This is a genomic window from Amycolatopsis iheyensis, from assembly GCF_024703995.1.
Lineage (GTDB): Bacteria > Actinomycetota > Actinomycetes > Mycobacteriales > Pseudonocardiaceae > Amycolatopsis > Amycolatopsis iheyensis.
Window position 1 is genome coordinate 137,530 of sequence record NZ_JAMXQV010000021.1, and the last position, 26,564, is coordinate 164,093.

18 protein-coding genes and 1 pseudogene are annotated in these 26,564 nt (G+C 72.3%); 7 read left to right on the forward strand and 12 right to left on the reverse strand.

Going from position 1 to position 26,564, the window contains the following annotated elements; all coding sequences use genetic code 11:
- Positions 1 to 3: 3 nt before the first annotated feature.
- Positions 4 to 1,026, reverse strand: coding sequence for an NAD-dependent epimerase/dehydratase family protein (locus M8542_RS34075; RefSeq protein WP_257924423.1), 1,023 nt, complete (start codon positions 1,024 to 1,026; stop codon positions 4 to 6).
- A gap of 68 nt (positions 1,027 to 1,094) precedes the next feature.
- Here M8542_RS34075 and M8542_RS34080 point away from each other — a divergent pair, with 68 nt between their 5' ends.
- From M8542_RS34080 to M8542_RS34090, 3 genes are all read left to right on the forward strand, one after another.
- Positions 1,095 to 1,667 carry a TetR/AcrR family transcriptional regulator gene (locus M8542_RS34080; protein ID WP_257924424.1) on the forward strand — a complete coding sequence of 191 codons (573 nt, stop codon included), beginning with the start codon at positions 1,095 to 1,097 and terminating at the stop codon, positions 1,665 to 1,667.
- A 22-nt stretch (positions 1,668 to 1,689) separates the two neighbouring features.
- Positions 1,690 to 2,859 carry a hypothetical protein gene (locus M8542_RS34085; RefSeq protein WP_257924425.1) on the forward strand — a complete coding sequence of 390 codons (1,170 nt, stop codon included), beginning with the start codon at positions 1,690 to 1,692 and terminating at the stop codon, positions 2,857 to 2,859.
- Positions 2,860 to 3,003: 144 nt separating this feature from the next.
- Positions 3,004 to 3,690, forward strand: coding sequence for a M15 family metallopeptidase (locus M8542_RS34090; RefSeq protein ID WP_257924426.1), 687 nt, complete (start codon positions 3,004 to 3,006; stop codon positions 3,688 to 3,690).
- 113 nt (positions 3,691 to 3,803) lie between these two features.
- Here the strand turns inward: M8542_RS34090 and M8542_RS34095 are convergent, their stop codons facing one another.
- From M8542_RS34095 to M8542_RS34105, 3 genes are all read right to left on the reverse strand, one after another.
- Positions 3,804 to 4,184 (reverse strand): DsrE family protein, encoded by a 381-nt coding sequence (locus tag M8542_RS34095; protein WP_257924427.1) that lies wholly within the window; start codon positions 4,182 to 4,184, stop codon positions 3,804 to 3,806.
- A gap of 119 nt (positions 4,185 to 4,303) precedes the next feature.
- Positions 4,304 to 4,870 (reverse strand): TetR/AcrR family transcriptional regulator, encoded by a 567-nt coding sequence (locus M8542_RS34100; protein ID WP_257924428.1) that lies wholly within the window; start codon positions 4,868 to 4,870, stop codon positions 4,304 to 4,306.
- Positions 4,871 to 4,874: 4 nt separating this feature from the next.
- Positions 4,875 to 5,015 (reverse strand): MerR family DNA-binding transcriptional regulator, encoded by a 141-nt coding sequence (locus M8542_RS34105; protein ID WP_372508680.1) that lies wholly within the window; start codon positions 5,013 to 5,015, stop codon positions 4,875 to 4,877.
- A gap of 29 nt (positions 5,016 to 5,044) precedes the next feature.
- Between M8542_RS34105 and M8542_RS34110 the strand changes: the two genes are divergently transcribed.
- A complete protein-coding gene (locus M8542_RS34110) occupies positions 5,045 to 5,764 on the forward strand; it encodes a mycothiol-dependent nitroreductase Rv2466c family protein (protein ID WP_257924429.1) in 720 nt (239 codons plus the stop codon).
- Between the two features lie 26 nt (positions 5,765 to 5,790).
- Here M8542_RS34110 and M8542_RS34115 read toward each other — a convergent pair whose 3' ends face one another.
- Together M8542_RS34115 and M8542_RS34120 are read right to left on the reverse strand one after the other, a co-directional pair.
- Positions 5,791 to 6,726, reverse strand: coding sequence for a hypothetical protein (locus tag M8542_RS34115; protein ID WP_257924430.1), 936 nt, complete (start codon positions 6,724 to 6,726; stop codon positions 5,791 to 5,793).
- Complete coding sequence (locus tag M8542_RS34120) at positions 6,723 to 6,881, reverse strand: hypothetical protein (protein WP_257924431.1); 159 nt, start codon at positions 6,879 to 6,881, stop codon at positions 6,723 to 6,725. The genes M8542_RS34115 and M8542_RS34120 overlap by 4 nt, the downstream gene beginning before the upstream one ends.
- Between M8542_RS34120 and M8542_RS34125 the strand changes: the two genes are divergently transcribed.
- On the forward strand, positions 6,880 to 7,440 hold the full coding sequence (locus M8542_RS34125; protein ID WP_257924432.1) for an HAD family acid phosphatase: 561 nt from the start codon (positions 6,880 to 6,882) through the stop codon (positions 7,438 to 7,440). The genes M8542_RS34120 and M8542_RS34125 overlap by 2 nt on opposite strands.
- Before the next feature lie 43 nt (positions 7,441 to 7,483).
- Here M8542_RS34125 and M8542_RS34130 read toward each other — a convergent pair whose 3' ends face one another.
- Complete coding sequence (locus M8542_RS34130; protein WP_257924433.1) at positions 7,484 to 8,419, reverse strand: amidohydrolase family protein; 936 nt, start codon at positions 8,417 to 8,419, stop codon at positions 7,484 to 7,486.
- A 57-nt stretch (positions 8,420 to 8,476) separates the two neighbouring features.
- Between M8542_RS34130 and M8542_RS34135 the strand changes: the two genes are divergently transcribed.
- Positions 8,477 to 8,935, forward strand: coding sequence for a MarR family winged helix-turn-helix transcriptional regulator (locus M8542_RS34135; protein ID WP_257924434.1), 459 nt, complete (start codon positions 8,477 to 8,479; stop codon positions 8,933 to 8,935).
- A 52-nt stretch (positions 8,936 to 8,987) separates the two neighbouring features.
- Here M8542_RS34135 and M8542_RS34140 read toward each other — a convergent pair whose 3' ends face one another.
- Both M8542_RS34140 and M8542_RS34145 read right to left on the reverse strand, forming a co-directional pair.
- Positions 8,988 to 9,491 (reverse strand): type VII secretion system-associated protein, encoded by a 504-nt coding sequence (locus M8542_RS34140; RefSeq protein ID WP_257924435.1) that lies wholly within the window; start codon positions 9,489 to 9,491, stop codon positions 8,988 to 8,990.
- Positions 9,478 to 22,599, reverse strand: a complete 13,122-nt coding sequence (locus M8542_RS34145) for a hypothetical protein (RefSeq protein WP_257924436.1) — start codon at positions 22,597 to 22,599, stop codon at positions 9,478 to 9,480. Before M8542_RS34145 ends, M8542_RS34140 begins: the two co-directional genes overlap by 14 nt.
- Positions 22,600 to 25,249: 2,650 nt before the next feature.
- Between M8542_RS34145 and M8542_RS34150 the strand changes: the two genes are divergently transcribed.
- Positions 25,250 to 25,534 (forward strand): hypothetical protein, encoded by a 285-nt coding sequence (locus M8542_RS34150; RefSeq protein ID WP_257924437.1) that lies wholly within the window; start codon positions 25,250 to 25,252, stop codon positions 25,532 to 25,534.
- Here the strand turns inward: M8542_RS34150 and M8542_RS50760 are convergent.
- The 3 genes and pseudogenes from M8542_RS50760 to M8542_RS34160 all read right to left on the reverse strand — a co-directional run.
- A pseudogene (locus M8542_RS50760) lies at positions 25,438 to 25,779 on the reverse strand (WXG100-like domain-containing protein); the annotation flags it as partial. The gene M8542_RS34150 and the pseudogene M8542_RS50760 sit on opposite strands and share 97 nt — an antisense overlap.
- A gap of 15 nt (positions 25,780 to 25,794) precedes the next feature.
- Positions 25,795 to 26,163, reverse strand: coding sequence for a hypothetical protein (locus M8542_RS34155; protein WP_257924438.1), 369 nt, complete (start codon positions 26,161 to 26,163; stop codon positions 25,795 to 25,797).
- The gene (locus M8542_RS34160; protein WP_257924439.1) at positions 26,156 to 26,557 is read right to left on the reverse strand and encodes a YbaB/EbfC family nucleoid-associated protein; all 402 of its coding nucleotides are present in this window, start codon (positions 26,555 to 26,557) and stop codon (positions 26,156 to 26,158) included. The genes M8542_RS34155 and M8542_RS34160 overlap by 8 nt, the downstream gene beginning before the upstream one ends.
- Positions 26,558 to 26,564: the final 7 nt, after the last annotated feature.

Below are 26,564 nucleotides of genomic sequence, written 5' to 3' on the forward strand. Positions count from 1 at the left end.
TCTTCACGCGGTCACGACACCGTGGGCGACCAGACTGCGCGCGCAGTCCAGAACGCTGGTCTTCGCCGAGCGGTGCGACCAGCCGAGCAGCCGCTCCGCCTTCTCCGTGCGGTGCCGGTTGCGGCGGCCGAGGCCGGGCAGGATGCCGCGCATGGACTCGTCGGTCTCGGCCGCGGCGCGCACGACGTCGTCCGGGATCTCCTGCGTCGAGACCTGCTCACCGTAGGCCTCGTTCAGGATGACGGCGATGTCGCGCATCCACTGGAACTCCCCGGTCGCGAGGAACCGCTGCCCGGCGGCTTCCGGGGCGGTCATCGCCCGGACGTGGACGTCGGCGAGGTCCCGCACGTCGACGACCTCGAGGCCGATGCGGGGCACCCCGGGCATCGCCCCGGCGAGCATGCGCCCGATGATCTGCACCGAGCCGAGCGTGTCGGGCGAGAGCAGCGGCCCGAACACCGCGCCGGGCAGGACGGTGGCCAGGGTCATCGGGCCCGCGTAGGAGTCCATGAAGTCCCACGCCGCCCGCTCGGCCGCGGTCTTCGCCCGCCGGTACGGGATCAGGTCCGGCGCCGACAGGTCCGTCCACAGTGTCTCGTCGGTGACCCCGTCGGTCTCGTAGGACGTCGGGCTCGCGGTGTTGGCGGCCGAGGTCATCACGACCCGGCGCACCCCGGCTTCGGCCGCGGCGCGCAGCACCCGCACGGTGCCGTCCCGGGCCGGGATCAGCAGCGCCCGCTCCTCGTCCTCGGCGCCCGGGTCCGCGCCCAGCGGCGAAGCCACGTGCAGGACGTAGGCGCAGCCGTCCACGGCGGCCTTCCAGCCGTCGTCGGAAGTCAGGTCGGCGACGGCGAACTCGAGGTGGTCCGCCCGGTCCGTCACCGTGGCGACCGCCTGCCGGACCCGGTCGCCGCGGCTCTCGTCGCGCACGGTCGCGCGGACGTCGTAGCCGCGGCCGAGCAGCTCCGCGACGCACCAGCCGGCCACGTAGCCCGTCCCGCCGGTCACCAGCACCGTCTCGGTCATGTCTCCTCCAGTTTTCATTAGCCGCTCGGCTAATGAAATCGAGAGTAGCACGCGGCTACGATGACCGGATGGTGTCGACCAGGGCGGCTCAGGCCGAGCGGACCAGGCAGGCGGTGCTCGACACCGCGCGGGACCTGTTCCTGGAGCACGGCTTCGACGCCACCTCGCTGCAGCACATCGCCGACACCATGGGTGTCACGAAGGCCAACGTCTACTACTACTTCAAGACGAAGATCGCGATCCTCGAAGCCCTCCTGGCCCCGACGGTCGACGCACTCACCGAACGCCTCGACGCGGCCGAGCGCATCACCGACCGGGCCGAGCGCATCGACCACCTGATCACCACCTGGGTCGAGCAGGTCGTGACCGCGTACCGCACGCTCGCGCCGATGAGCCGGCAGGACCCGATCGTGCGGCGTCACGAGCGGATCAGCCGCGACCTGGACGCGTTGAGCGAACGCGCCCTGCACCTGATGTTCGGCCCGGCGCCCACGGTCGACGAGCAGGCGGCCTACTGGCTGATCAGCGACCTCGGCGTGGTGAACCGCCGCCTGACCCACCTCTCCGACGACGACCTCCGCGCCACCCTCACCCGGTTGTGCCGGCGGGTCGTCGGGGACCTGCGGTCCGGCACGGCCTGAGGTCGCCGGGGATCATCTGTCCATGCCGACCTCCTCACCTCGGGCGCGGACCCAGCGGACCGAACGCTGGTTCCTCCGGCGCGGCACCCCGACGATGATCGCCGGGTACGGTTTCACCGAGCACGTCCTGCCCCGGATGCTGCCCGCGCTCGCCTTCGTCATGCTGGCCAGCCTCGCCTGGCTCGTCCCGCTCAAGACCGCCGGCTCGGGCCGGTGGGTGCTGCTCGGCATCGTCGTCGCGGTGACCATCGCGGCCTGGGTGACGATCTCGCTGTTCGTCCGGCGCCTCCCCCGCTTCTCCCGCGCGACGACCATCACCATCCTCGCCGCCTACGCCGCGATGCCGGTCGCCGTCCCGCTGCTGCAGCTCGCGTTCGACGGCGCCATCACCCTGCCGGGCGCCCGCGCGCTGGGCGTCCTCGCGTTCCTCGTCTTCTTCGCCGCCGTCTTCGCGGCCACCTACCTCGCCACCACCTACGGCTTCGGCACCCTCGTGCGCCAGGCCGTCCGGCAGGCGGTCACCGACCTCCGCAACAGCGTGCAGGTCCTCGGCCGGGCCCTGCCGGTGCTGCTGTTCGTCACCCTGTTCCTCTTCTTCACCGGGGAGCTGTGGCAGCTGATGAACCAGCTCGACTGGTGGCGCCTCGCCCTGGTGGTCGCCCTGTTCGGCGCAGTGACCGTGCTCGCCGCGGCCGCGCGCCTGCGCGAGGAGATCGGCCGCGTCGAACAGGACTTCAGCCCGGCCATGCTGACCGCCGCGTGCGCCGGGACGCCGCTCGCCGCGGTCACCGTCGAGGGGCCCGTGCGCGCGGTCAGCCTCAACGGACGCCAGAAACGCAACCTGCTGCTGATGCTCGCCACGCGGCAGCTGGTCCAGGCCGCGGTGATCGGCCTCGCCCTCTTCGCGTTCTTCGTCCTCCTCGGCGTGATCATCGTGACCCCGGCCGCGGCCGAACAGTGGATCGGCGCGAAGCCGGCGATCTCACCGCTGCTGCCGGGCGTCCCGGTCGCCCTGCTGCGCAACGCGACCCTGCTCGCCGGGTTCGGCAGCATGTACTTCGCCGTCACGTCGATGAGCGACACCGAGCACCGCAAGCAGTTCTTCGCCCCGCTCATCGACGAGATCGAGCGCACCCTCGCGGTGCGCGCCGTCTACCTGACCCTCCGCCAGGAGACTCCCTCGTCCGGATAGCTTCGCGAGCGCCTCGGAGCCGGCAGGAAGATCTCGTCGGCCACTTCGGCGAATGCCTCGAGCCGCAGCGGTGCCGCCGGTTTAGCCGTTGTGAGGAATCCGACTCCGCCGCAGCCGGCCGGCCTGGCCGGGCGTGTCAGCGGCATGAAACGGATCACCAGAGCTTTCGCAGTCCTCACGTTCGCGGTTTCGGCGGTACTCGCCGGCACCACGCAGGCGTCGGCCGATACCGGACCGGGTGTCGAAATCACCAGGCCGGAAAGCGGTCTCCCGCCGTTCCTCGCCCTCATCAAACCGGTTTCCGCGCAGCGGCTCGCCTCCAGCTGGCACGAGGGCTGCCCGGTCGGCCCCGAGCAGCTGCGGCTGCTGAGCCTGAACTTCTACGGCTTCGACGGTGCGGTGCACCGCGGCGAACTGGTCGTCAACGCCGACCGCGCCGTCGAGGTCGCCTACACCTTCGCGGACCTCTACTTCGGCAGGTTCCCCATCGAACGCATGGAAACCGTGGAGAAGTACGACTCCGACGACGACGCCTCGATGGCCGCGAACAACACGTCGGCGTTCAACTGCCGCGCGATCACCGGCGGCACGGCGTGGTCCAACCACTCCTACGGCCGCGCGATCGACATCAACACGGTCCAGAACCCGTACATCTCCGGCAGCGGCGCGATCTACCCGCCGAACGGCGCGCCGTACGCCGACCGAACGCTCCACGCGCCGGGCATGATCCACGCGGGCGACGCGACCGAGCGGGCGTTCACGACTCGCGGCTGGACCTGGGGCGGGTCCTGGGACACCCCCATCGACTACCAGCACTTCGAGAAGCCCTGAGCCCGCAGGCGAATCGCGCGGGTCATTGAGGACGGCTCCCGCTTCAGCCGTGGTCTCGGTCGAAGCGGGAGCGCCACCGCGGGGGCCGACAGTCGATGCGGGCGGCGACGGCGTCAGAAGGTCAGGACCGAGTAGCCGGACTGCACCAGTTCGCGGATGCTCGCGACCCCCGGGGTGCCCGGCGCCTGGTTCTGGCTGATCTGCTTGATGTCCTCGTCCTCGACGCCCTGGGTCGCGCCGAAGACGGTCGCGCAGCCGCCCGACGCCACCGTGGCGACCTGCTTCTTGACCGCGGTGTACAGCTCGTGCGCCGGGTGGGCCGCGTCGGCCAGCACGGCCGGCCAGCGGGTGCCCGCCCCCTGGAACAGCACCAGTGCTTCACCGCCCTGCGCGAACTCCCACGCGGTGGCGAGGGCGTTGAACACCCGGCCCAGGGCCTCCTCGGTGCCGGTGGACGGGTCGGACAACACCACGACGGCGGTCTTGCTGGTCATGAACGTGCTCCTCGGTTGACCGGTAGGTGACGTCGCCATTTTTACCGTACGTTCGGTAATATTCAAAGACCCAGAAGCACAAGGGAGTCCCGGATCACCGCGACCGCGGCGCCGGACACCTAACCCTTCGGCGGCATCAGCAGCTTCGGCAGCTCGGCCACGGCCTCGGCGAAGGCGTCGGTGTCCCCCAGCACGCGCGCCAGCACGAGCGCCCCTTCGATGCGCAGGAAGCCGTCCCGGGCGGCCCGGGCGGCCTGCTTGGGCGTGCGCCCGGCGCGCCGGGAGGCATCGGCCATGGCGTCGATCCACGTCTTCCCGAGCGCGCGGGCGTGCTCGCGCAGCTTCGGCGGCGTTCCGGCCAGCGTCATGGTGTCGAGTACGCACGACAGCGCACCGGCGCCGTAGAAGTCGCCGAGCCGGCGGGCGGTCGCCCGGATTCCCTTGGCGACGTCGGGGTCCTCGCGCATCGGGGCCAGGATCCAGAGGAACCGCTGCCCGACCGCGGTCAGGACCGCGTCGGCGATCTCCTCCTTCCCGGCCGGGAACCGGTGGTAGAGGCTCGCCCGCTGCAGCCCGGTCGCGGCGGACAGGTCACCGATCGCGGTGCCGTCGAAGCCCTTCTCGCGGAACACGGCGACCAGGAGATCGAGCAGCTGGGCCTCGTCGATGGAGGGAGGGCGTGCCATGCGCCTACTTTACCGAACTTTCGGTAAAGATTCCTCGGCACCCCTCCTGCCGCACCCGTTCGACCTGCGGCTCCGCGTAGGACCGATAGCCGTTCTCCTCGCGCCTCGGCCGGATCAGGCACTGCTCTTCGTAGTACCGCAGCAGCCACTCCGACCCCGACCTAGGATCGTGACATGAGCAGTGACATCACCTTCTACTTCGACCCGATCTGCCCGTTCGCGTGGATGACGAGCAAGTGGATCCGGCTGGTCCAGGCGCAGCGCGACTACACCGTCGACTGGCGGTTCATCTCCCTGCGCCTGATCAACGCGCACCTCGACTACGACACCCACTTCCCGCCGGAGTACCCCGCCCAGCACACCGCGGGCCTGCGGCTGCTGCGGGTGGCGTCGGCGGTCCGGGAGAAGCACGGCCGGGAGGCGATCGGCCCGCTGTACGCGGCGTTCGGCGCGCGCATCTTCGAAGCCGGCCCCGACGAGGGCCGGACTCCCGGCTGGCAAGGCACTCCCGACCTCGCCGCCGACGCCCTCGCCGAGGCGGGCCTGCCCACCTCGCTCGCCGACGCGCTCGACGACACCGCACGCGACGCCGAGATCCAGGCGGAGTCCGACGAGGCGCTCTCCTTGACCGGCAGGGACGTCGGCACGCCGATCATCCACTTCGAACCGCCCGCGGGCGTCGCCTTCTTCGGGCCGGTGATCAGCCGGCTGCCGGACGCGGACCAGGCCGGGCAGCTGTGGGACCACGTCGTCGGCCTCGCCCGGTTCCCCGGCTTCGCCGAGCTCAAGCGCAGCTTGCGCGAACGTCCCCAGCTGCCCTCGTTCGGCGTCACCGCGCACGAGCCGGGCAAGACGGAGGACTGGCACGCCGGCAGCCGCCGCCTCAAGAAGTAGCGGCCCGCCGCGTCACGGCACCCGGGTCAGGACGTCGAGTATCGAGACGGCACCGGTGTCGCCCTCCGGGAAGTGATCATCCAGCCGATCGAGCCGGGGTCTGCGTCGCTGTCGGGCCAGCTCCAGCGCAGCCCGAAACACCCGGGGCGGACATTGCCCGCCGCGGCCGTGAAGCCCGTCGCGGTCCGCTGGACGCCCCGGTGCGGGCCGGGTGCCACGACGGCGACCGCGGCCGGCGTCATCGGCGCCGTGAACACCGCGGTCAGCCGCAGATCCCGCACCGTGCGGTGGGTTCGCAGGAACCAGTGGTCGTTGCGGACGTCGTCGTCGAACAGCACCTCGTACTCGATCCGGCCGGTTTCGGCGGCGAGCAGCAGCCGGTCCAGTTCGAGCTCCAGCAACGCGAGCCCTTGCCCGGCGACGACCCGGCAGCGGCGCAGGACGCAGCCGCGGGTTCTGCCGAGCACGGGAATCCGCTCACGTGAAGCACCACGCACGAGCACGACGGCGCGGCGGGTGGGCGCGGTGGCGAGCAGGGTCACGGCGGCCGCCAGCCGCTCGTTCACGCCGCGGTGGTCGAGGTACAGGGTGTCGTGCCGGGCGACCGCCCGCACCGGCGGCACGGTGCAGTCGGCCAGCGCGTCGCGGAGGGAGACCGGGGCGCCCCAGGCGTTCGCCATCCGGTGCACGTCCTGTGTGGACCGGGCAGCCGGGCCACGGCACCGGCGCGCACCGAGCAATGCGGACAGTTCGCCGCCAGGCAGGTGCAGGACCTCCTCCAACGCGGCCAGCACCGTGGCGACGTCGCGCTCCGGCCGGCTGCGGCCGCTGCTCCAGTAGCTCAGGGTGGCGACGCTGACCGTCGTGCCCCGCACTTCGAGGGCCCGCTGGAGCCGGCGCAAGCTGAGCCCCGCGCGGTCGATGGCGGCGCTGAGCGCGCAGGCGAAGGACGTCTCGGTCATGCGCCGATGATCCTCGTTTTCGCCGCGGCGCACGAGCCCTGGATACTGTTAACGACTTTCGCCGGGTACCCCGCCGAGACGGGCTTCGTACCATCGTTGACGTCGAAACCACTGCGGCGCAACGAATCGCCGCCGATCACGAAGGACGCCACCATGCGGAAAACCGTTGTCACCCGCACCGCGGCCTGCGCCCTGGCCTGCGCCGCCATCGCCGCGGGGACCGCCGAGCCCGCCTCGGCGAGCGGGCTGCCGAGCTTCGAGACCTGGCTCGCCGACGTCCACCAAGCCATGGCCGGCGGCACCGGCTACCTCGACACCCGGGTTTCCCGGGGCGGTTCGAAGCTCGCCATCGTGACCGACATCGACAACACGGCGCTGGAAACCCACTACCGGCCCGGCCACGCCACTCAGGACGTCCTCGACTTCACCCGGCACGCCAAAAGCCTCGGCGTCAGCGTGCTCGTCGCCAGTTTCCGCAGCGACGCATCGGACGCGAAGGAGGCTTTGACGAGCGTCGGCTACCCCGTCGACCGGGTGTGCGTCCGCAAGAGCGGCGAGCAGCACGCCACCGACACGAAACAGCGCTGCCGCAGGGAGTACGTCGCCGCGGGTTACACGATCATCGCGAACGTCGGCAACCGCCCCGGCGACTTCACCGGCGGAAACTACGAAAAGGGCTTCAAGCTGCCCGACTACGACGAGCAGTTGTCCTGACCCGCTCGAGCCGGCCCGGCGAGGGCCGGGACCGCGGGTGGCGTCAGCCGGTGGCGAGCCGGGGGAACAACGCCTCCGCCGCGGCGCGGTCGACATCGGGGAAACGCTGCGCGCCGGGGCCGTCGTAGGCGGTGAGGTACCGGTCGAACTCCCCTCGCCACTCCTTCGGCGCGAACGGGAAGTCACTGCCGTAGAGGACGTGCCCGGGCTCGGCGAAGGCGAACAACGACGGCAGCGACGTCGCCGCCGCGGACAGCGCGGTGTCGAAGTAGAACTTCCGCAACCCGGCCAGGATGCCTTCCGGCGTGGTGTCGGGGTTGAACATCGCGGCGCCGGCGAACCGGTGCGCGGCGAACGGCAGGAACCCCCCGGCGTGCGAAAGGATGATCCGCAGCTCCGGGTGCCGATCGAACACCCCGTGCGCCACCAGGTCGAGCGCCGTGCGCGTGGTGTCGAACGGGAAGTCCAGCAGCGGGCTGGGCAGGCCGTCGAGCCGGGCGATCGGCGGCTCGGCCGGGTGCACGAACACCACGGCGCGGCGCGCGGCCAGCTCCGTCCACAGTGGTTCGTACGCCGGGTCGCCCAGGTACCGGCCACGGGCGTTGGACAGCAGGACGACGCCGTCGGCGTGCAGTTCGTCCAGCGCGCGCACCGCCTCGGCGACCGCGCCGTCGAAGTCCGGCAGCGGGAGCACGGCGAAGTGCCCGAACCGGGCGGGTGCGTCCTTGACGAGTTCGGCCTGGAAGTCGTTGACCTCGCGGGCCAGGTCGCGCGCCGCGGCGTCGTCGCCGAAGTGGACGCCCGGCGCACTGATGGACAGGACCCCGGTGGCGATGCCCGCGTCGTCCATCATCGCGGTCGCGTCGCCGGGGTTCCACGCGGGCGTCGGCCACCCGCCCGCGGTCAGGTCGCTGCTTTCCAGTGCTTCGCGGTAGCGGGTGGGGAGGAGGTGCTGGTGGACGTCGATCCGGTCACTCATGATTCCTAGCCTCCTAATAGCTAGGTTGCTAACTATTACTTTGCTAGGCTAACGCGCATGACGACGACGGGCAACCAGCCACCGACAGCCGCCGAGGTCGACGAGCTCGTCCAGGCGGCCGACGCGGTGTTCTTCGCCATGCGCAAGGCCCGCTCGGCGGGCGCGGACCGCGACGGCGGGCTGTCGCTCCCCCAGGTCACGCTCCTCGAGCCCCTGGCGGCCGAGCCGAAACTGCCGGTCGGCCGGCTCGCCGCCGCGGCCGACGTGACCATCCCCACGGCCACCCGGATGCTCCAGCAGCTGGAAGCCGCCGGAGTCGTGGTGCGCCGCCGATCACCCGAGGACGAGCGCAAGGTCCTGGTGACGTTGACCCCGGATGGCGGCGAGCGGCTGACCCGCCTGCTGGACCGCCGGCGCGAACGTCAAGCGGAAGCGTTCGGCGTGTTCTCCCCGGCGGAACGCCGGCAGCTCGTCACCTTGCTCCACAAGCTGGTGCCGGTGATCACTCTCGGCTGACCGGCCGGACGGCGGTCCGCAGCTCACCCAGGCCGTCGACAAGGTGCCCCGGTCAGGGGCGCGTGAGGTCCCGGACGGTCTCCGCGGGCAGCCGGGTGCAGCCGGGTGCCCCCGGGTTGAGCAGCAGGTCGGTGCCCGGCCGTTCGGCCAGCAGCTCCGCCAGCTCCGCCGCGTCCACCGCTCGCCAGCCCGCCGTCCGGACGCGGGCGCGGTGGGCGGGGGCCGTCGCCGCCAGCAGGCACGGGATCCCGTCCGGCGACGGTGCCGTCAAGGGCGCGCCCGCCGCGTCCAGGGCCACCACCGTCCTGGTCCGGCGGAACACCGAGGCCACCTGGGTGAACTCCGCGTCACCCGCCGCGAGCAGGCGCAAGACCGCGTCCAGGGGGTCGGCCGGGCTGTCCGGGCCCGACGGCTCGTAGGCGGGATTCGGCTCGAACTCGCCGATCGAGCCGTCCGCCGAGGTGAGCCAGCCGCCGACCACGTGCGTGCGATCGGGGGCCGACGGCTCCGGCTGCCACGCCGGGTCGACCAGCAGGACCCACTTATCCGCCGTCATCGCCCATTCCTCCCACCGCGGCCGTCAGCCGGGCCGATCGTTCCGACGCCGCCTTCTCCTGCTCCTGGTAGCGTCGCACGCCCTCCGCGATCCGCCACCGGTAGAGCCACGCGAGGTTCGTGACCCGGAACCGCCGCATCAGCCACAGCGCCCGCCGCGTGACCTCGACGCGGGCGGTCCCGTCCAGCACCCCGCGCACCGCCTCGCGCAGGACCCCGATCGGCAGCTCCACATCGGACAGCTGCCCGAGCACCGCCGCGACCTCACCGGCCCGCGTCTCGGCGTCCTGCGCGGCCAGGACGGCGTCCATCGCGACCGTCACGAGCCCCGGCCGCAGCGCACCGTGCCGGGCGAGTGCGTCGATAGCGTCCGCCGCGGCGCCGACGTCCAGGCCGTCGGCGATTCGGGCCGCGATGTCCAGGACGTCGTCCCGGCCGGTGACGACGTCGGTGACGCCGTGCAGCTGCAGGAGGGCGAACTCCTCGGCGAGCCCGGCCGCGGCGGCCGGGTCCGCCGCACAGTCGAGCACGAACGGCGCCACCCCGGGCGGGGTCAACGCCCGCAGTTCCGCCTGGACGTCCGCCGCCAGGGGGCCGGGCACGGCCGGTACGGGCAAGCCGTCGCCCAGGTGCTCCACAATGGACTCCGCCAGCGCACGGGCGGTGTCCACTTCGGACTCGCCCGGGCCCAGCGGCCGGTACACCAGACCGTCCCGCCACTCGCCCTTGCCCACCGCCGGGAAGAAGTCCCGGACGGACGCCCCGACCGGCCGCCACTTCCCCGACGTCGCGTCGAACCTCCGGTCGACGACGTGGGTGGCGCCGGCGAAGTCGGACGAGCCCGCCACCGCGGCCAAAACGGAAGTCCACAGCAGACCGGGATTCTCGTGGGCTGCCACGGCGTCCGCGACCGTGTCCAGCCGCACCACCGGCAGGCCGTCCCGAAGCCGCTCGACGATCTCCCCGACCGCCGGATCGACTCGCAGCCGCGTCGAAGCGAAGGAGATGTCGACGTATCCCCCTTCGCCGCCGCGGATCTTCACCGGCACCCGCGCCAGGACGTCGCGGGCGAGCGCCGCGCCGAGGTGCCCGGCCAGGGTCTTCGCCACGGCGCCGGCGCCGGTCCCCGAGAGGCTGATGGCGGGTAGGGAGCCCTCGCCGGTGTCGGCCACGAGCACCGCCTGCGCCAGTTCCCGCGCACCCGTCGCCAGGTCGGCGTCCCGGTAGCCGAGGTGCCGGTCGACGACCGCCCGGATCAGGTCCGGCCGCTCGTGCTGAGCCAGCACCGGCCCAGGGTCGCGCAGGGCGAGCGTCGTCGCGACGGCTTCCCGCACCACCTCGAGGGTCCGGGCGCGGTCGGCCAGCGGCACCGGTCCCGCGGCAGGCTCCGGACGCGCGTAGCGCCAGTCCTTGGCCACGGCCTCGGCCAGCTCCGCCACGACCGCGCCACTGTCGACCGGCTGCCCGAACGTCGTCCAGTGGCCGCCACGGACGACGGCCGTGAACGCGTCGTCGGTGGCGCCGAACAGCGGCGCCGAGGGTTCGCCGGGCCCGCGGCGGTTGGCGAGCACCGAGTCCGTCGCCGCGTGCACCGGGCCGCCGAAGGCCGCCTGGAAGTCGTGCGCGACCCCGCCCGGCCCGGGACGGCGCCCGGCCGCGCACGGGAACAGCGTCACCGATTCCGGTTGCGCCGCAACGAAAGCCGGGGACGCCGTGACCAGGCGAGCGAGCGTGGTTCCGTCGACGTACACCGAGCGCCGCTCGCCGCTGACGTCGGCGAAGACCTTCGTTCGGGTCTCCTCGCCGTGCCCGGTGACGAGGAACGTCTTCCCCCGCGCCAGTTCGTCCGCCCACGGCGCGCGGACCAGCACGCCGCCCTCCCCCGGTCCGCGGCCACGCAGCGACGGCCGCGCTCCGGAGGCGAACTCGCGCATCTCGTCCGGCTCCGCCTCGACGAGGAGGTTCTCCCCTGTGGTCTGCGACAGCCAGGCCTGCACCTTCGCTGCCTCGGCCGGCTCGAGGAAGCTCACCCCGCGGACCTCGCCGGCGGAGTCCAGCAGCGGGGTCGCGACGGGCGCGTCGAACTCGACCGACGTCCCCGGCCGGTCGGCCGGCTCGCCGGTGAACCGCGGGCCGAAGGTCGCGAAGTGCCCGCCGTCGGTCACGGTCGTGAAGCCGCGGGTGGCGCCGGTCGCCTGGCCGAGGGTCGACGACGGACGGCCGAACAGCGCCGGCTCGGTGGGCGCGTGCACCCGCAGCGGCCCGCCCAGCTCGGCCAGCGCCCGCTGGAAGTCGTGGGCGACGCCGCCCGGGCCGTCGAGCTTGCCGGTGCCGCACGCGATGAGCGTGACCGACGGCCGCGCGGCGCCGGATGCCTGCGCGAACGGTTTCGACGCGGCGAGGATCTTGGCGAACGCCGCGCCGTCGACCCGCACGGTGCGCCCGCCGAGCAGCGTGAGCTTCACCGACTGCGGCCGGCCGTGGGCCATGACGAACAACGTGCTCGAGTCCCACGGCGCCGGGCTCTGCGCGGCCCATTCGCCGAACGCGCGGCCGCCCAGGTCCGGTTTCGCGCCGTCCCGCAGCAGCCGCGTGGTCCGCTCCGGCGTCGCGCCTTCGGGCAGCGACCCGACGGTGTCCGCGTGGTCGTCCGCCCAGTCGCGCTCGATGTCCGCGGTGTGCTCCGCGGCGGGCAGGAACGACACCGCGACTACCCGGCCGGACCGGTCGGTGACCGGGCGGGCCTCGATCTGCGAGACGTCGAAGTCGTACGGCAGGCCGGTGCCGGTATCGAGACCGGTGAGGGTGTCCTGCGCCAGCACGGCGTCCACAGTGGATGGATCGAACGCGTCGAGCCGCCGGTCCAGCTCGCGCTTGGCGTCCCACCAGGCCCGCCGGGCTTCGTCGGCGCGGCGGCGGGCTTCGGCGACCTCGTCGAGCGCGGCCTCGCGGCGGGAAACCTGGTCGGCGCGGTCGTTGCGGTGGCCGTCGAGCACGGCGGCGAGGCGTTCGGCCCGGTCCTGGGCGGCGCCGCGCGTGCGGGTCAGCGCGGGCTGTGCGGCCCGGATCGCGGCCGCGTCTTCCAGGGCCTTGCCGCGCGTGGCGAGGAACCCGCGCTGCTCGGCCGAGTCGGGGTCGGAGCCCGCGGCGAGGGTCAGCGCCTGATCCGCGACATCGTTCAGCCGGGAGATTTCCGCGTTGCCCGCCCGCAGCCGCGCGCCCGCATCCCGCGCGTCGGTCTCCGCCGCGGCCAGCGCGTCCCGCAGTGCCTGCACGGCATCGCCCGAAGTGTCGACGCCGAGCGCCGGGCCGTCTTCGGTGAGCCTCCGCGCGCCTTCGCGCTGGTCGAGCCAGCGGTCGTCGGCGCCGCGCTGAGCCTGGTCGACGGCCTCTTCGGCGGTCCGCCACGCCTCGGCGGCCTCCTTCACCGCGTCCTGGGCCTGGCTCAGCGAGTCCGGCAGCTTCGCGTTCAGGAACGCCTCGACGTCGGCGTCGGTCATCCGGACCAGCGCCGACGACGGCACCTTCACCTCGACCGCCGCGGTCCGCCCGCCGCCGACGTCGGCGACCACGCGGTACTCGACGTCGAAGCCGACCAGGCCAGTGCGGCCCTTCGGCTTGCCGGTCACCGACCGGTCGCCGGCGGACGTCGACGACGTCGGCTCGGCGGTCGGGTCGGGCGTGCGCGTGTCGAGCCCGCCCCACGAGTGCGCGTTCTGCGCGGTGTCGGTGACGCCGCCACCGCCGAGGTTGTGCTGCTGTTCGGAGCTGGACGACGCCTTGGCCTCGCTGGTGAAGGTCGCCGTCTCGGTGGCCGAGTGCTCCAGCTTCACGCTGTCGCTCAGCCCGGTGAGCTTCGGGTTGACGACCCGCGCGTACACCTTCACGGTGCCGTGGCCGCCGCGCAGCACGGCGGCCTCGTGCAGCTCGGGGACGTGCAGCGGGCCCTTGACCAGCTCGGGCAGGTGCGCCTGGAGCATCTCGTTGGTGAGGGCGGGCGCGAGGGTGGTCGTGTCGAGCAGGCCGTCGCGGGCCCCGGCGGTCCGCAGCGCCTGCCGGGCGGCGGCACGCACCTCGGCGGCACCGCGCAGGCCTTCGGTCGTCGCGGAGGCCGGCAAGGTGCCGTGCCCGCCGTCCTGCCAGGTCCTGAGGTCGGCGTCGGTGAAGGCCTTGACGTTCGTCGCCGCCGCGTTGTGGTCCTTCGAGGCCGAACCGGTGCCGATCTTCTGGTCGTCGGCGGCCGCCCGGACCACGAGGTCGGCGTCCTGCGAGGTGACCGGGAACGTCTTGCCGCCGCGCGTGACGACCAGCTCGAAGGTCATCCGCGCGCGGTAGCGCACCGAGGGCCCGCTCGACGACGCGGTCTTCGACGTCGTCTGCGTCCCGGTCGCGGTTGTCTGGTCGCTCTTGGTCCGGGTGCCGGACACTCCCTTGTAGACACCGTCGTAGCCGCTGACCTTCGGGTGGCTGTCGGAGAACAGCCCGCGTCCGGCGCCGCGAACCTGGCCACCGTAGGACGACCCGTGGCCCGCGGTCTCCTTGGCCATCGAGGTCGCGGTGAGTGCGTGGTCGATCTCGCTGCCGTCGTGGGCCACGTCCAGGAACTCGGTTCCGGTGACGCGGGCCTTCAGCAGCACCTGGTAGGTGTCGGTCGTGACGACGCCCGGGTCGTGCAGGACCAGCGGCACGCCGCCGTCGAGCGCACCGTCCACAAGCGACGTAACACTCTCCGGGGACGCCGTGTCCAGCATCCGCTGCAGGTTGTTCATCGAGTCGTCCAGCACGGACTTCGGCAGCAGCGCCTCGCCGGTCTTGCCGAGCGACGTGCGCGTGTCCCGGATCAGGCCGCTCAGGTCCGGCGCGTCCTCGACGACGGCCGCGCCCAGCGCGCTCGACGTGCCGCCGACCAGCGCCGGAGCGGTGAGCGTGCCCGGCGCCGGGGTCCGCGGCTCGATCGGCGGCAGCAGGCCCTGCTCGCGAGCCTGGTCTTCGGTCATCCGGACGAACACCGCGCCCGGCAGCTTGACGTCGGCCCCGGCGCGCGACTTGCCGCCGTTGACGATGCTCTCCTGCCGCGTCTCGGCGACGAGCCGCACGTCGGCGTCGTACTGCACGAGCACGGTCCGGCTGTCCGATGGCGCCCGGCGGACGTGGTCGACGCTCGCGCTCACTTCGGCCGACGAGCCCTTCGTGCGGCTCCACGGGCTCCACTTGGCCGAGGTGTAGAGCTGGCCCTGGCCGTGCGGGTCGCCGCCGTCGGGCCGGATCGTCATGCCGAACTGGACATTCGCTTCGACCGCCTGCTTGCGGGACTTCTCGGAGCCCGCCTTGGCGCCGCCGGCGAACGTGGTGTCGCTGCCGCCCGCTTCCGACGTCAGCACGAGCTTCGGGTTGCTCAGCCCGACGTTCATGCCGAGTGCGCCGACGCGGTCGGCGACCCGGCGTTCGTAGCGGAACCCGCCCGAGCGCGCGCCCTGGCGGAGGAACCGCGGCAGGCCGGCGCGGAACGCCTGCGGGGTGAACATCCGGTCGATGCGTTTGCGGGCCTCGCCGCCGGGCAGGCCGAGGACGCCGTCGCCGCCCGCCGCCCGTTCGAGCTGCCGGACGGCCTCGTCCCGAAGCGCCTCGGTGTTCGCGACGGCTTCGACGTGCAGGAACTTCGGGGCCGGCGGCCGGGCGGCCCCGAGCAGCGCGGCCGGCTTCGGCGCGGTGTCCAGGTCGGTGACCGACGGCTTCCCGGGGGCGAACCGCGTGGGATCGGTCTTGGGCGCCGAGCCGTCGCTGACCCAGAGGTCGACCTGACCGGAGATCTTCGGCAGGCCGTCACCGGTCTTGGCCACTGTGGACACTCGCGGCGTCTGGCGGAACGGCGAGCCGGGCGTCAGCTTCTTCACCCATGGGCGGTGGCGGGTGTGGCTGGTGATCTCGACCTCGAACTCGACGTCGTGCGCGAAGACCTGCGCGTCCGGGCTGCCGCCGGTACCGGTGGTCACGGTCGTGGTCGGGCCGCCGGAGTTCTTCCACGTCGTGGTGTCGGAGTACTGCACCGGCGTGACGGTCGGGCTGATGCCCAGCGACGTCAGCGGTGTCGTGTTCGGGATCATCATCCGGCCTTCGAGGCCGACGCTCCAGCCCTTCTCGATCGTCGTGCTGCTGGTCAACGTCGGTGAGGAGACGGTGCTGCCCTTGACCGAGCGGCCGGTGGCCTGGCCGAGGTGGCGGCCCGGCGAAAGCTTCGCCTTGACCGTGACGCTGAGGTACTCGTCGGTGAACAGCCCGCGGCGCTTGAGCTGCGCCGACACGCCCGGTCCGAGCAGATCGTCCATCTTGGACCGCAGCGCGGCGGGCGAGAAGGTCGCGGTGAGCTTCCGGAGGTTGCCGAGGCGCTCGGCGGCATCGGCACCGGAGCCCTTCGAGACGTCGCGCTGGAACTTGTCGAACCGCGGGAGGAACTTCGCGAAGCCCGGGCGTTCGCGCAGCGCGGTCTCGATCTGGGCCTGCACCTTCGTCGCCGGGGCGAAGGTGCCGGCACGGACGTGCCCGGCGGCCGCGGCGGCGGCGAGGTACGGCGGCTCGAACCGCTTCTCCCCCGGTGTCACCTTGTCGCGGGTGCCGTCCGGCACCGGCAAGCCCTGCGCTTTCGCTTCCGGCAGTCCCATCCGGACATACGCGGTCGCGGGCACGGTGACGGTCTCGCCGCTCGAGGTCGTCACCGCGAGGTCGACCGTCACCTTGTACAGCCCGATGTCGCCCTTGGCGTTCAGGTTCGTCTTGGTGGTGCCGCTCGTGCCGCTCTGCGAGGTCTGCGTGACCTTCGCCGACGCGCTCGCGCTGACGCCCGCGACCCCGCCGGTCGCCCCGGGGATGTAGGCGCCGCCGCCGAAGATCCCGTTGACCTCGCCGCCGGACTTCGACGCCGCCGACGTGCTTCCGCCGCTGACGGCGGAGTCCGTGAGCTTCACCTCGGAGTCGCCGGGCACGGTGCCGAGCAGTTCGACGCCGGTCGGCTTCGCCCGCAGTTCGACCGCCTCGCGGTAGCTCCCGTGCGGGCTGAACAGGTCGTTCGACACCACCGGCGAGCCGGACAGCACGGTGCCGAGCACCTGCCGGAGGCCGGGGCCGCTGACGAAGTCGCGCAGCGCCGTGCGGCCGGGCGCACCGAACTTCGTGACTGAAGGGTGCAGCTTGCCGCTGACCTGGTCGAAGAACGCCTGCTCGTCGAGGAGAACGGCTTCCGGGGCAAGAAACTCGACGCGCTCGGCCCAGTCGTCGCGCGGGGTCGCGTCTTTTCTTTCGTGCGATTCCAGGCCGGCGAGGTCGGTGGGGACGAGGAGCCGGACGCGGCCGTCCACTTCGGACCCGGTCCGCCCGCCGGTCGGGGTGGTGACGGTGATCCGGTACTTCACCGGGACGTCGGCGCGGTGCAGGTCACCGGCGGAGTGGATCACCCGCTGCTCGGTGGCGGTGCTGGTCGAGGTGTGCTCGATCGCGGGCGACGCGAGCTGGGCTGACACGCCGACCGAGGCGTAGGGCCCGGCCGGGAACAGCCAGAACGCGGAGGTGGCGATGCTGCTGGTCGTGGTGTCGGCGTGCGGGTCGCCGTGGGTGGTCTCGTTCTTGTTCGTGACGTCGCCGGCCGCGGGAGCGGCGTCGGTGATCCGGTCGGTGGCGAGGTCGGGCTCGGCCTGGACGCGGACCTCGAACCACTTCTCCCCCACCCGCACCATCGACGCCTTGCCCTGGCCGAGGAACGACTCGAAGCCGCCACCCCGCAGGGACGCGGTGATGGCGTCGACGCCCTCGGGACGGCCGTCGGCCAGCGGGCGCAGCAGCTGCTCGATCTGAGCGCCGACCTGCTCGGCACCCTGGACGTCGACCGGGGCGAGGGCGCCGAGCGCCCGGCCTTCGCGCGCGTACTCGGGCAGCCGGGCCTGGAGGGGCCGGGTGTCCGGGGTGTCGTCGACCAGGACGTCGTCGCGGTGCGCCGGGTCCCAGCCGGCGACGAGCCGGTCGAAGAACTCGGCGCGGCGCGGCGCGTGCTGCCGGAGGTGGTCCGGGTCCAGGAAGTAGTACTTGGCGGTCTCGGCCATGTCCTCGTGGACGTTGGTCGCGCCGTACTTGCTGATCGGGCGCTCGCCGTCGAACGCCGGGTAACCGTCGGCGTCCCAGTGTCCGGTGTGGACGTTGAAGTCGGCCTGGCTTCCCTTCATTTCCTTGAAGATCCGCTCGGCGGCCTTGCCGGACAGCTCGTTCTCGAGCCGGGCGAAGACGTCCGGGTTGGCGTGCGCCAGCCGGGTCACGAACTCCGAGCGGCGGGGCGAGCGCGTCGCGAACCCGGCCGGGTCCAGCAGGTGCGACTTGAGGGCGGCCTTGAAGTCGGCGACGTCGTCGCGGATCTTGGGGTCGGCCGGCGCTTCGCCGCCGGGCTTGCGGTGCGGCGAGCCGTCGGCGTTCCAGCTGCCGACGTGCTTGCTGTAGTCATCGAGGGCGTAGGAAAGCAGGCCGTGGGCGAGTTCGTGGGTGACCGTGCCTTCGATCCCGCGGTGGCCGCCGCCGAACTCCTTGTTGATCACACCCATCGCGTACAGGTTCACGGTCTGGTGGGACCCGAGGTACTCCGCACGGGCGGTCGGCGCGATCTGGCCGCGTTCGACGCCGAACGACACGGCCGCGAAGTGCTTGACCTCCTGCTCGGCGTGCGCCCGGCTCGAAGTCGCCCGGCGCTCGCCGAGGATCGGCGCGTAGTGCTTCAGAGCGTCGTCGATCGCGCTGGTCTCGTTCTCGCTGAACTCGCGGGGCTTGACGCGGGCCAGCACCGTCGGCTTGGCCTGCGGGTTCGTCTCGTGCACGGCCCGGACCCCGCGCGCCGAGTCCCGGTCGGTGCCGTCGGGGCCGGGATCGGCGTCCCCGACCAGCACGGTCCCGTCGTGCACGGCGTCGTCGAACAGCTTGGCCAGTTCCTGGTACTTCTGTTCGTACGGCGTCTTCCCGCCGTCGCGGGGTTCGTTCGAGTAGGCGAACCGGTGCTCGCCCGGGACCTTGACGTGGTCACCGTGCTCGACGGCCAGGCCGGTCAGCTTGTCGTAACCGCTCTGGACCTCGCCGGTGGTGTCGTTGACGAACTTCGCCTGCGGGCTGTAGGAGGAGAAGTCCGCCTGGTAGTACTGGTGGAACTCGCGGAACAGGTCCCGGACGTCGGACGCGTTCGGCGTCCGGCCGTCCGGGGTCTTCGCCTGGTGCGCGAGCGCCTTGACGAAGTCGTGAACGTCCTTTGCGGACACTCCCATGTCGCGGAAGTAGAAGCCGAACGGGTCGGAGTCGACGAACCGGCGGGCGATCTCGAAGTCGCGCTGGTTCGCCCACAGTCCTTCGTGGCGGTTCATCTGCTTGACCGCGCCGCGGTGCTCGGGCTCGCGGTCGTGGCTGACCTGGGCGTCGCCGTACTGGTTCTTCGAGTTCACCTTGTCGGCGTCGTGGAAGAGGATCGCCTTCGCGATCGCGTCCCGCGAGACGAACCGCCCGGCGTCCGGCTGCCCCTGGGTGAGCTTGAGGTACTGGTTGAGCACCATCTGCGCGTGCTCGCCGAAGGTGTTCGGCTTGGTCTGCCCCGGCGCGCGGTCCGGGCGGCCGTCGGCCTGCGGCTTGACGGTCTCGGCGAACTTGCGCGCGGCCTGTTCGTCCACACTGGACACGAGCCGGTCGAGGATCTTCTTGGCGGACCGCGGGTTCGGGCCGACCAGTTCGTCGTGGATGGCCGAGGTGAGGTCGCGGCCCGCCTCCTGGTGCCGGGTGAACACCGCGGGGTCGTTCTTCTGCGTGTAGCCGAGGGTGTGCTCGGCCTGCCAGCGGCCGAACTCGTTCGCGAACGGCGTGCCCTCGATGCCGTGGTCGGTCAGGTCGGTTTCGCGGGTGTCGAAGTCGGCCTTGATCCGGCGCTCGTCGGTGGCGATGGCCGCCCCGATCTCGGCCTGCGTCGCGAAGTCGGGCAGCCGGTCCATGAAGACGTCGGCGTCTTCGTGGGTGACGGGGTCGAACCGGGCGTTCCGCAGCAGGTCCGGGTCGTGCACCTCCGGGCCGACGGCGGTCGCGAGGTTCTTCCGGAAGCCGGGGTCGGCGAGCTTGCCCGCGTTCTTGCGGGCCAGTTCCTTGGCGAGCGCGTCGGCGACGTCGTTCTGCTTGGCCTGGAAGTGCGCGCGCAGGGCGTCGGCGTCGAGGCCGACCAGGGAGGTCTTGGTGACCGGGTGCATCGCCTTGGGTACCACTTGGGCCTTGAGCTGCGCGGCGAAGACGTCCGGGGCGATGGTGACGCCCGGCTTGGCGAGCAACGTCTTGAGGTCCTGGTTCTTCGTGAGGTCGTCGGCGATCCCCTTGGTGAAGGCTTCGGCGCGCCTGCCGCTCAGGTACCCGCGTTTGCCCTGCGGGACCTGGTCGAGCCGGGTGCCGGGGTCACCCTTGAGCGCGTCGAAGTGCGCGCGGACGGTCTGGTGGACGATCTTGGCGACGTCCGGTCCGAACGTTCCGGTGTCGCCGAGTTCGCCGGTCAGGCGGTCGGTCACGGCCTTGGTGACGACGTCCGCGGCTTTCGCCGGGACCTGCGGATCGGCGTCCATCGCGGCGCGGATGTTCTCCAGGGTGTCGCGCCGGGCGTTCGGCGTGGCCTCGGCGAGGACCTGGTTCGGGAGCTTGAGGCTGTCCCTGACCTCGCCCAGGATCGTGTCCTTCAGCTCCTTCGAGCCCACAGGGACGCCGTCCGGGGCGTGCTTGTGCACGGCGGTGTCGATGGCGGCACCGATGCCGTCGGCGAGCTGCCCGACGGTGGCCCGGCCGGGACCGTGGGAGTTGAGGAAGACGTTCATGTCCTCGGTGCGGCGCGTCTTGTTGTCCGCGGCGTCCTTCGTGGCGACGTCGGGAATGCTGTCCGCGGCCGGGCTGAAGAACAGGTCGGGCGCGTTCTTCCAGGTGTGGTAGTGGTTTCCGAGCGTCCGGGCGAGCCCGCGCAGCGCGGCGGGGTCGTTGCGGAAGTACTTGCGGCCGTCCGGCGTCCAGCTGAACCACGGGTCGTTCTCGCGGCCGAGCGCGGCGGAGTCGAACTCCGGGCTGATGCCGAGCCGGTGGTAGAGGTCTGCGAGGTCTTCTTGACGGCCCGCGACGTCCGGCAGCTGGTGGTCGTGCCCTCCTGGGGTGTACGTGACGAGCGAGCCCTTGAGCGCTTGCCGCTGGAGCGCGTCGAAGTCCTGGCCGCGCAGGCCGAACTGGTTCGTGTCGCCGTTCTGGTCGACGTTCATCGAGAGACTGTTGCCCTGCGACCGCGCCTCGACGGTGGCCTGCTCGCTGATCCTGGTGAACGTGTCGATCGGGACGAGGAACGACCGCAGGACCGGCTGCATCCCCGGCCTGCGGTTGACGTCGTGCTCGTACTTCGCGGTCCACTGCAGGGCCCGCAGCGGGCGGCCGCCGCCGACCCAGAAGATCTTCGAGCCTTCTTTGCCGTCCCCGCTGAACGGGTGGACGGTGCCGTCGGCGTCCTGGTGGACGTCCTTGAACTCCGAGCCGCGCGCGGCCGGGGTCAGGATCGCGGTGTAGAGGCGGACGTGGTGCTGCCCCTTGATCGTCTCGATCTCGAACTCGCCGCGGTGGACGACCTTGCGCCCTTCTTCGGTGCGCAGGACCGTGGAGCCGGGGTAGCTCACTTGTGGACGTCCGATGTGGACGTTCTCCTGGGTGCCGAGGTAGGCCGGCTTCCCGTCGACTTCGGTCCGGACGATGTGGACCGGCCGGCCGGTCTCCGGACCGTGGCTGGTCCAGTTTCCGTTGCTGCCCAGGACGTGGACGTGCACGTCGGCGGCCTCGGCGAGAGCGTCGAAGTCGGTTTCGCCCCGGTGGGCGTCGAGAGCCGCGCTGATGCGGGCGTGCTCGTTCGGCGCGTTGTCGGACAAGCTGGCGGCGACGGCCTCGCGGAAGTTGTCGTGTGGCGTGTCCCCGCCGACGTACACGGGGTCCATGCCGTGCACACCGAGCAAGGTGTGCTGCGGCGGCGGCAGGACGCTGCGGTCGAGCACCTGGCCGGGGTGCGGGTCGTCGATCCGGACCGCGTTGACGGTGATGGGTGCCTTGGCCGGATAATGGTGACCGGACGGTGGCTTCGCTTGCCCCGACGGGGGTTCGGGACGCGGCGCGGGCGTGACGCCGGGGTCGTCTCGGTAGTGATCACGGATCGGCGCGGTGTCCGAGATCTCCTGGATCTTGGCGAGGTTCTGCTCGGTGAGCGTCGAGTCGGTCCACGCGTCGGGTCCCATCACGCCGGGCTGGTCGGTGCGGTGGAAGAGCAGGTGGTCGTCGCGGTAGCCCTCGCCGAGGCCGAGGTAGTGCATGACCTCGTGGGTGAGCCCGGTCTTGGCGTCGTGGACGTCCCAGTGCGTCTGGTCGGTCGGCCGCTTGCCATCCACAGTGGAGTCGTGGACGTCGACCGGAACGCCGCGCCGGTGGTCGGTGCGCCAATCGTCGTCGACTGTCCCTTGTGGAGTTTTCACGTCGACAGTGACGTGCAGCGCGTCGCCGCCCGGCAGTCGGTTGCCCTGGTTGACGGTGGCGTCGAGGTGTTCTTGCAGGTCCCGCGCGAGCTGCGCGCGGGTTTCCGGCGGCACCGAGCCGGAGTTCGAGGTCAGGTCGAGCGGCACGGTGAAGTCCCGCACCCAGCCGTCGCCGTCGGTTTCGTACCGACGGACGTCGTACCGGATCTGGGTGACGGCGCCGTCGAGTTCGGTGTCCTTCGGGCCACCGTTCTCGAACTGCCGAGCAAGGGACTTGGCGGGATCGAAGCGTTCGGAGACAAGCCGCGCGGGCGGCGCAGTACTCCGGCGGCTGGTGTCGGCCTTCCCCCGTGTTTCCGGCTGTCCAGGCGCGTGCTGCGTCTTTCCGCTGTCGGCTGTCGGCGCTGCGGCCGGGACGTGCCGCGGAGTGCTCACCTCGAGCGTCGAGTCGGTCCTGATCGCGGCGGCGGGGCCGGGCCGCCGGCTCGGCGTCGCGGTGCCGGCGTCTCCCGGGGTGGTTCCGGCCTTGACCGAGCCAGTCCCGGCCGCGGGCTGCGGGCTCGCGTTGCCCGGGCCCATTCCCGCCGCGGGCTGCGGACTCGCATTACTCGGGCCCGTCCCAGCCGCACGCTGCGGACCCGCGTTGCCCGGGCCCGTCCCAGCCGCAAGTTGCGGACCCGCGTTACTCGGGCCCGTCCCCGCCGCAAGTTGCGAACTCACGTTGCCCGGGCCCGTCCCCGCCACAGGCTGCGGACTCACGTTGCTCGGGCCCGTCCCGCTCACCGGCACCGGATCGGTCCCGGCGCCCGCCACCGGCCGCGGACCGGGGTTGGGCGCGCCCGTCGCGGTCATCGCGGCTTCGGTCGCACCCTTGCCGGCGATCGGCTGCGGACCGGCCTCGATCGCGCCCGTCCGCACCGGCTCCGCGCCGGCGTTGACCGCACCCGCCGCGGGCTGCGGACCGGCATTGGTCGTACCCGCCCCGGCGCTCTGTTCCGCACCGGCCGAGGGAACGTTCCCCGTGGAGTCTCCGTCGGTTGCCGGGACCGCGTTCGGCGGGTGGGTAGCCGGCGAGCCGGTCGCGGTCACCCCGCCGACGCTGACCGCCACCGGAGGAGGTGCCGGCGCAGAGACGTTCGTGCTGGGCCGAGTGTGGTCCGGTCGGCCTTCCCCGGTGGGGGACTTGCCGTCGGTGGTGGCCGGGTTGCCGTTCGTCCCGGATGAGCCGTCTCCCGGCCGGTTCGAGCCACCGGCGGCGAAGTCGGTGCCCACCCCGGGTTCCGTTCTGGCAGCGCTCGGCCCCGGAGTGGCCCCGGTGACGGATGGAGATGCCGGCCCGTGCTGGTCCGCGGAGCCGACGCTCGGCGCTTCGACGGGATTCACGGCGCTCGAGCCGTTCGGTCCCAGGCCGGTCGCGGGGCCGCCGGCCGGACCGTGCGGCTCGGAACCGGTGCCGGGGGCAGGTGTCCCCACCGCATCGCGGCCAGGACCACCCTGCGCCGACAGGTGGCCGTTGGCGGAGCCCACCCCGCCGGCTGAGCCGGGGCCGCCGATCGAGGTGCCGGCCCCGGCGCCCGAACCCGCTCCCCCAGTTCCGTTGAGACCACCGGCCGTGGCCCCTGGTCCGGAACCTGTCGAGCCAATGCCTGCGCCGGAGTCACCAACGCCTCGTCCCACCCCGGCGGTGCCCGGCCCTGTCCCGACCCAACCCGGACCGCCAGGCCCCGCCGGACCTGGCCCGCCGGACTCACCGAGACCAGAGCCCGAGGCGGACTGACCAAGCCCGACACCGGAACCATCCGAACCGGACTGACCAGCACCGGTTCCACCCGAACCCGGCTGACCAACCCCGGCACCCGCCCCACCCACGGCAGACCCGGCACCACCCGAGGCGAGCTGACCAGCACCCGTTCCACCCACACCCACCTGACCAGACCCCGCACCCACCCCACCCACGGCAGAACCGGCACCACCCGAGGCGAGCTGACCAGCACCCGTTCCACCCACACCCACCTGACCAGACCCCGCACCCACCCCACCCACGGCAGAACCGGCACCACCCGAGGCGGACTGACCAGCACCGGTTCCACCCGAACCCGACTGACCAACCCCAGTACCCGCCCCACCCGAGCCGGAGCCAGTACCACCCGCGGTGGACTGGCCGGCGCCGCTGTCAGAACCACCCGTGCCGACTTGGGTACCCGGCCCTGCAGCGCCCGGGGCACCGGACTGGCCGGAGCCCGCCTCCGTCCCATTCGAGCCCTGCGCCCCGGAACCATCGTTCGCGCCGCCCGGACCTGCGCCGTTCGCACCGGAGCTCGCTCCAGCAGAACCAGGACCGGCCGAACCGGAGCCGTCCACCGGACCGGCTCCTCCATTACCCGCCCCGCCCGAAGCCGGTCCGCCGGAACCCGTCTCGGCGCCGGAGCCCGCTCCGTTCGCGCCCGGGCCACCGGTCCCCGCGCCGGCACCATGGGAGCCGACACCCTGGTCACCGGTGGCCGCCCCAGCGCCGGGCCCGTTCGAGCCGGAACCACCAGCACCGGAACCTGTCCCCGCCGAACTGGAAGCACCAACGTCCGGACCCTGACCACCGGCACCGGAGCCCGCCCCAACCGAACCGGAACCACCAGCAGCAGGCCCCGCCCCGCTCGCACCCGCCCCAGCCGAACCGGAACCACCCGCACCCGGCCCACCGGCACCGGAGCCCGCCCCAGCCGGTCCAGCGCCCGACCCACCAGAACCCGTGCCGCCGCCCACCCCAGCCGATCCATGGCCGGCTCCGCCGGCTCCCGGTCCCGACGGCGCGTCGATCGGCCCGATTTTGCCCTTGTCGAACCCGACGTCCCCGACATCCTTCGGCCCCGCGTCAGCCGGCCCGCCTCCGGTCAGCTTGTCGTGCAGTGACTCACCCGCCTTGTGCGCCCCATGCGTGGCCGCACCGCTCAGACCGCCGTTCAGCGCACCCCAGCCCAGGCTGTCCAGGTCACCCCCGAAAGCCGCCGCTCCGGTGAGGCCGACCACCACCTCCGTCGCCGCCTCGTTGCCCGCCTCGCCCCAGACGTTCTTCGAAAACTTCGTGCCGAACTTGCCGTCGACCTTGCCCAGGCCCTTGCCCAGCCCGTGGGCGAACGCGCCACCCACCGCGCCCAGTGCCGCCGACTGGCCGATCGACTTCCAGTCGACTCCGTGCCGGTTGCCCTGGGCGATCTGGATGACCTGCGCCAGCATGTCCTCCGCGACCTCTTCGGCCGCTTCCTGCGCCGCCTCGCGGGCGATGCGGGCCAGCAGGCTCGTCAGGCGCTGGACGAGCGTGCGCTGCACCGTCACCACCGCGGTCCGGCCGGCCGCCATGATCTCCGGGACCAACGGGGCCGTGAACGGGTTCGTCAACGCCCACAGCACTTCCGCGGCCGTCACGGCGATCGAGATCAGCATGCCGTACTTGGCGTTCTCGATGTTCAGCGCCTGCTCCCGCAGCGACGCCGCCTGCGCGGTCGCGCGCTGGACGTAGTCGGCGCCCAACGTGCTCAGGTTCCGCGAGAACTCCGAGAAGTTGTGCTGGACGTCGCCGCCGACGTTCGCCGTCACGTGCTGCGAGAGCCGGTTGAACCCCTGGCCCGCCGCCGCGATGTCGCGCGCGACCTGGTCCCATTCGGCGGCCAGCTCGCGGAGCTTGTCCTCGTCGCCCTGCGGCCAGGCGTCACCCGCGATGATGTAGAAGATCCAGTTCAGGCTGGGATCCACCATCAGGCTCATCGCGGGCTCCGAAACCTAGGCCGTCGGCGGCTTCGTGACGTCCTCCTGCAGCTGCAGGAAGCTCTTCTGCAGGTCGCGCGCCATGTCGAACGCTCCCTGGTCGGCCTCGCGGAACGAGCCGGCCATGTCACCGATCGCGTCGGACGTGCCGTCGACGGCCTTCGCCCACAGCCGGACACCGTCGCGGATCTCCGCGACCGCCTTCATGTGCGTCTCGGCGAACGCGTTGCCGTTCTTGTCGTGGCCCGCCGCTTCGGAGACGCGCCCGGAGCTGCCGAGCGCCTGGATGCGCTGCGTCAGCGCCTCCAGCTCGGTCGCCTTCTCGCGGTAGCCGTTGCGGCCGGTGTCCAGCCCGTCGGCGTCCACGAAGAACTGGTCAGTCATCTTCGGTCCCTCCCTCGAAGCCCGGCACGCGGGCGGCGAACAACGCTTGGACGTCGACCTTCCCGGCCATCAGGTCCCGCGCGGAGAACCCCGGCGGCAGCATCGGCGCGAGCTGTTCGGCGGACGCGTCGATCGCCTGCTGCCGCGCCTGCGCGATGGTCCGGACGATCACCCCGGCCAGTTCGGCCGGCGCCATCCGCTTGTACGCACTCGTCGGGAACGTCAGCTCGGTGACCTCGCCGGTGCGGCCGACGGTCGCGGTCACCTCGCGGCGCGCGGACGTCGCCGTGCCGGTGGCCTCGTCGATCCGTTCCTTGGCCGCGGTGAGGTTTTCGCGCTGCCGCTGGTACGCGCCGAGCGCGTCCTCCAGCATCTTTTCGTAGGGCGATGCCATGACTCCT

Coding starts and splice junctions, on each gene's coding strand:
- M8542_RS34160 (WP_257924439.1), bottom strand. CDS start 26,557: ATGGCATCGCCCTACGAAAAGATGCTGGAGGACGCGCTCGGCGCGTAC.
- M8542_RS34085 (WP_257924425.1), top strand. CDS start 1,690: ATGCCGACCTCCTCACCTCGGGCGCGGACCCAGCGGACCGAACGCTGG.
- M8542_RS34125 (WP_257924432.1), top strand. CDS start 6,880: ATGCGGAAAACCGTTGTCACCCGCACCGCGGCCTGCGCCCTGGCCTGC.
- M8542_RS34080 (WP_257924424.1), top strand. CDS start 1,095: ATGGTGTCGACCAGGGCGGCTCAGGCCGAGCGGACCAGGCAGGCGGTG.
- M8542_RS34130 (WP_257924433.1), bottom strand. CDS start 8,419: ATGAGTGACCGGATCGACGTCCACCAGCACCTCCTCCCCACCCGCTAC.
- M8542_RS34140 (WP_257924435.1), bottom strand. CDS start 9,491: ATGACGGCGGATAAGTGGGTCCTGCTGGTCGACCCGGCGTGGCAGCCG.
- M8542_RS34155 (WP_257924438.1), bottom strand. CDS start 26,163: ATGACTGACCAGTTCTTCGTGGACGCCGACGGGCTGGACACCGGCCGC.
- M8542_RS34150 (WP_257924437.1), top strand. CDS start 25,250: ATGTCCTCCGCGACCTCTTCGGCCGCTTCCTGCGCCGCCTCGCGGGCG.
- M8542_RS34095 (WP_257924427.1), bottom strand. CDS start 4,184: ATGACCAGCAAGACCGCCGTCGTGGTGTTGTCCGACCCGTCCACCGGC.
- M8542_RS34075 (WP_257924423.1), bottom strand. CDS start 1,026: ATGACCGAGACGGTGCTGGTGACCGGCGGGACGGGCTACGTGGCCGGC.
- M8542_RS34145 (WP_257924436.1), bottom strand. CDS start 22,599: ATGGGCCCGGGCAACGCGAGCCCGCAGCCCGCGGCCGGGACTGGCTCG.
- M8542_RS34090 (WP_257924426.1), top strand. CDS start 3,004: ATGAAACGGATCACCAGAGCTTTCGCAGTCCTCACGTTCGCGGTTTCG.
- M8542_RS34120 (WP_257924431.1), bottom strand. CDS start 6,881: ATGGTGGCGTCCTTCGTGATCGGCGGCGATTCGTTGCGCCGCAGTGGT.
- M8542_RS34100 (WP_257924428.1), bottom strand. CDS start 4,870: ATGGCACGCCCTCCCTCCATCGACGAGGCCCAGCTGCTCGATCTCCTG.
- M8542_RS34110 (WP_257924429.1), top strand. CDS start 5,045: ATGAGCAGTGACATCACCTTCTACTTCGACCCGATCTGCCCGTTCGCG.
- M8542_RS34115 (WP_257924430.1), bottom strand. CDS start 6,726: ATGACCGAGACGTCCTTCGCCTGCGCGCTCAGCGCCGCCATCGACCGC.
- M8542_RS34135 (WP_257924434.1), top strand. CDS start 8,477: ATGACGACGACGGGCAACCAGCCACCGACAGCCGCCGAGGTCGACGAG.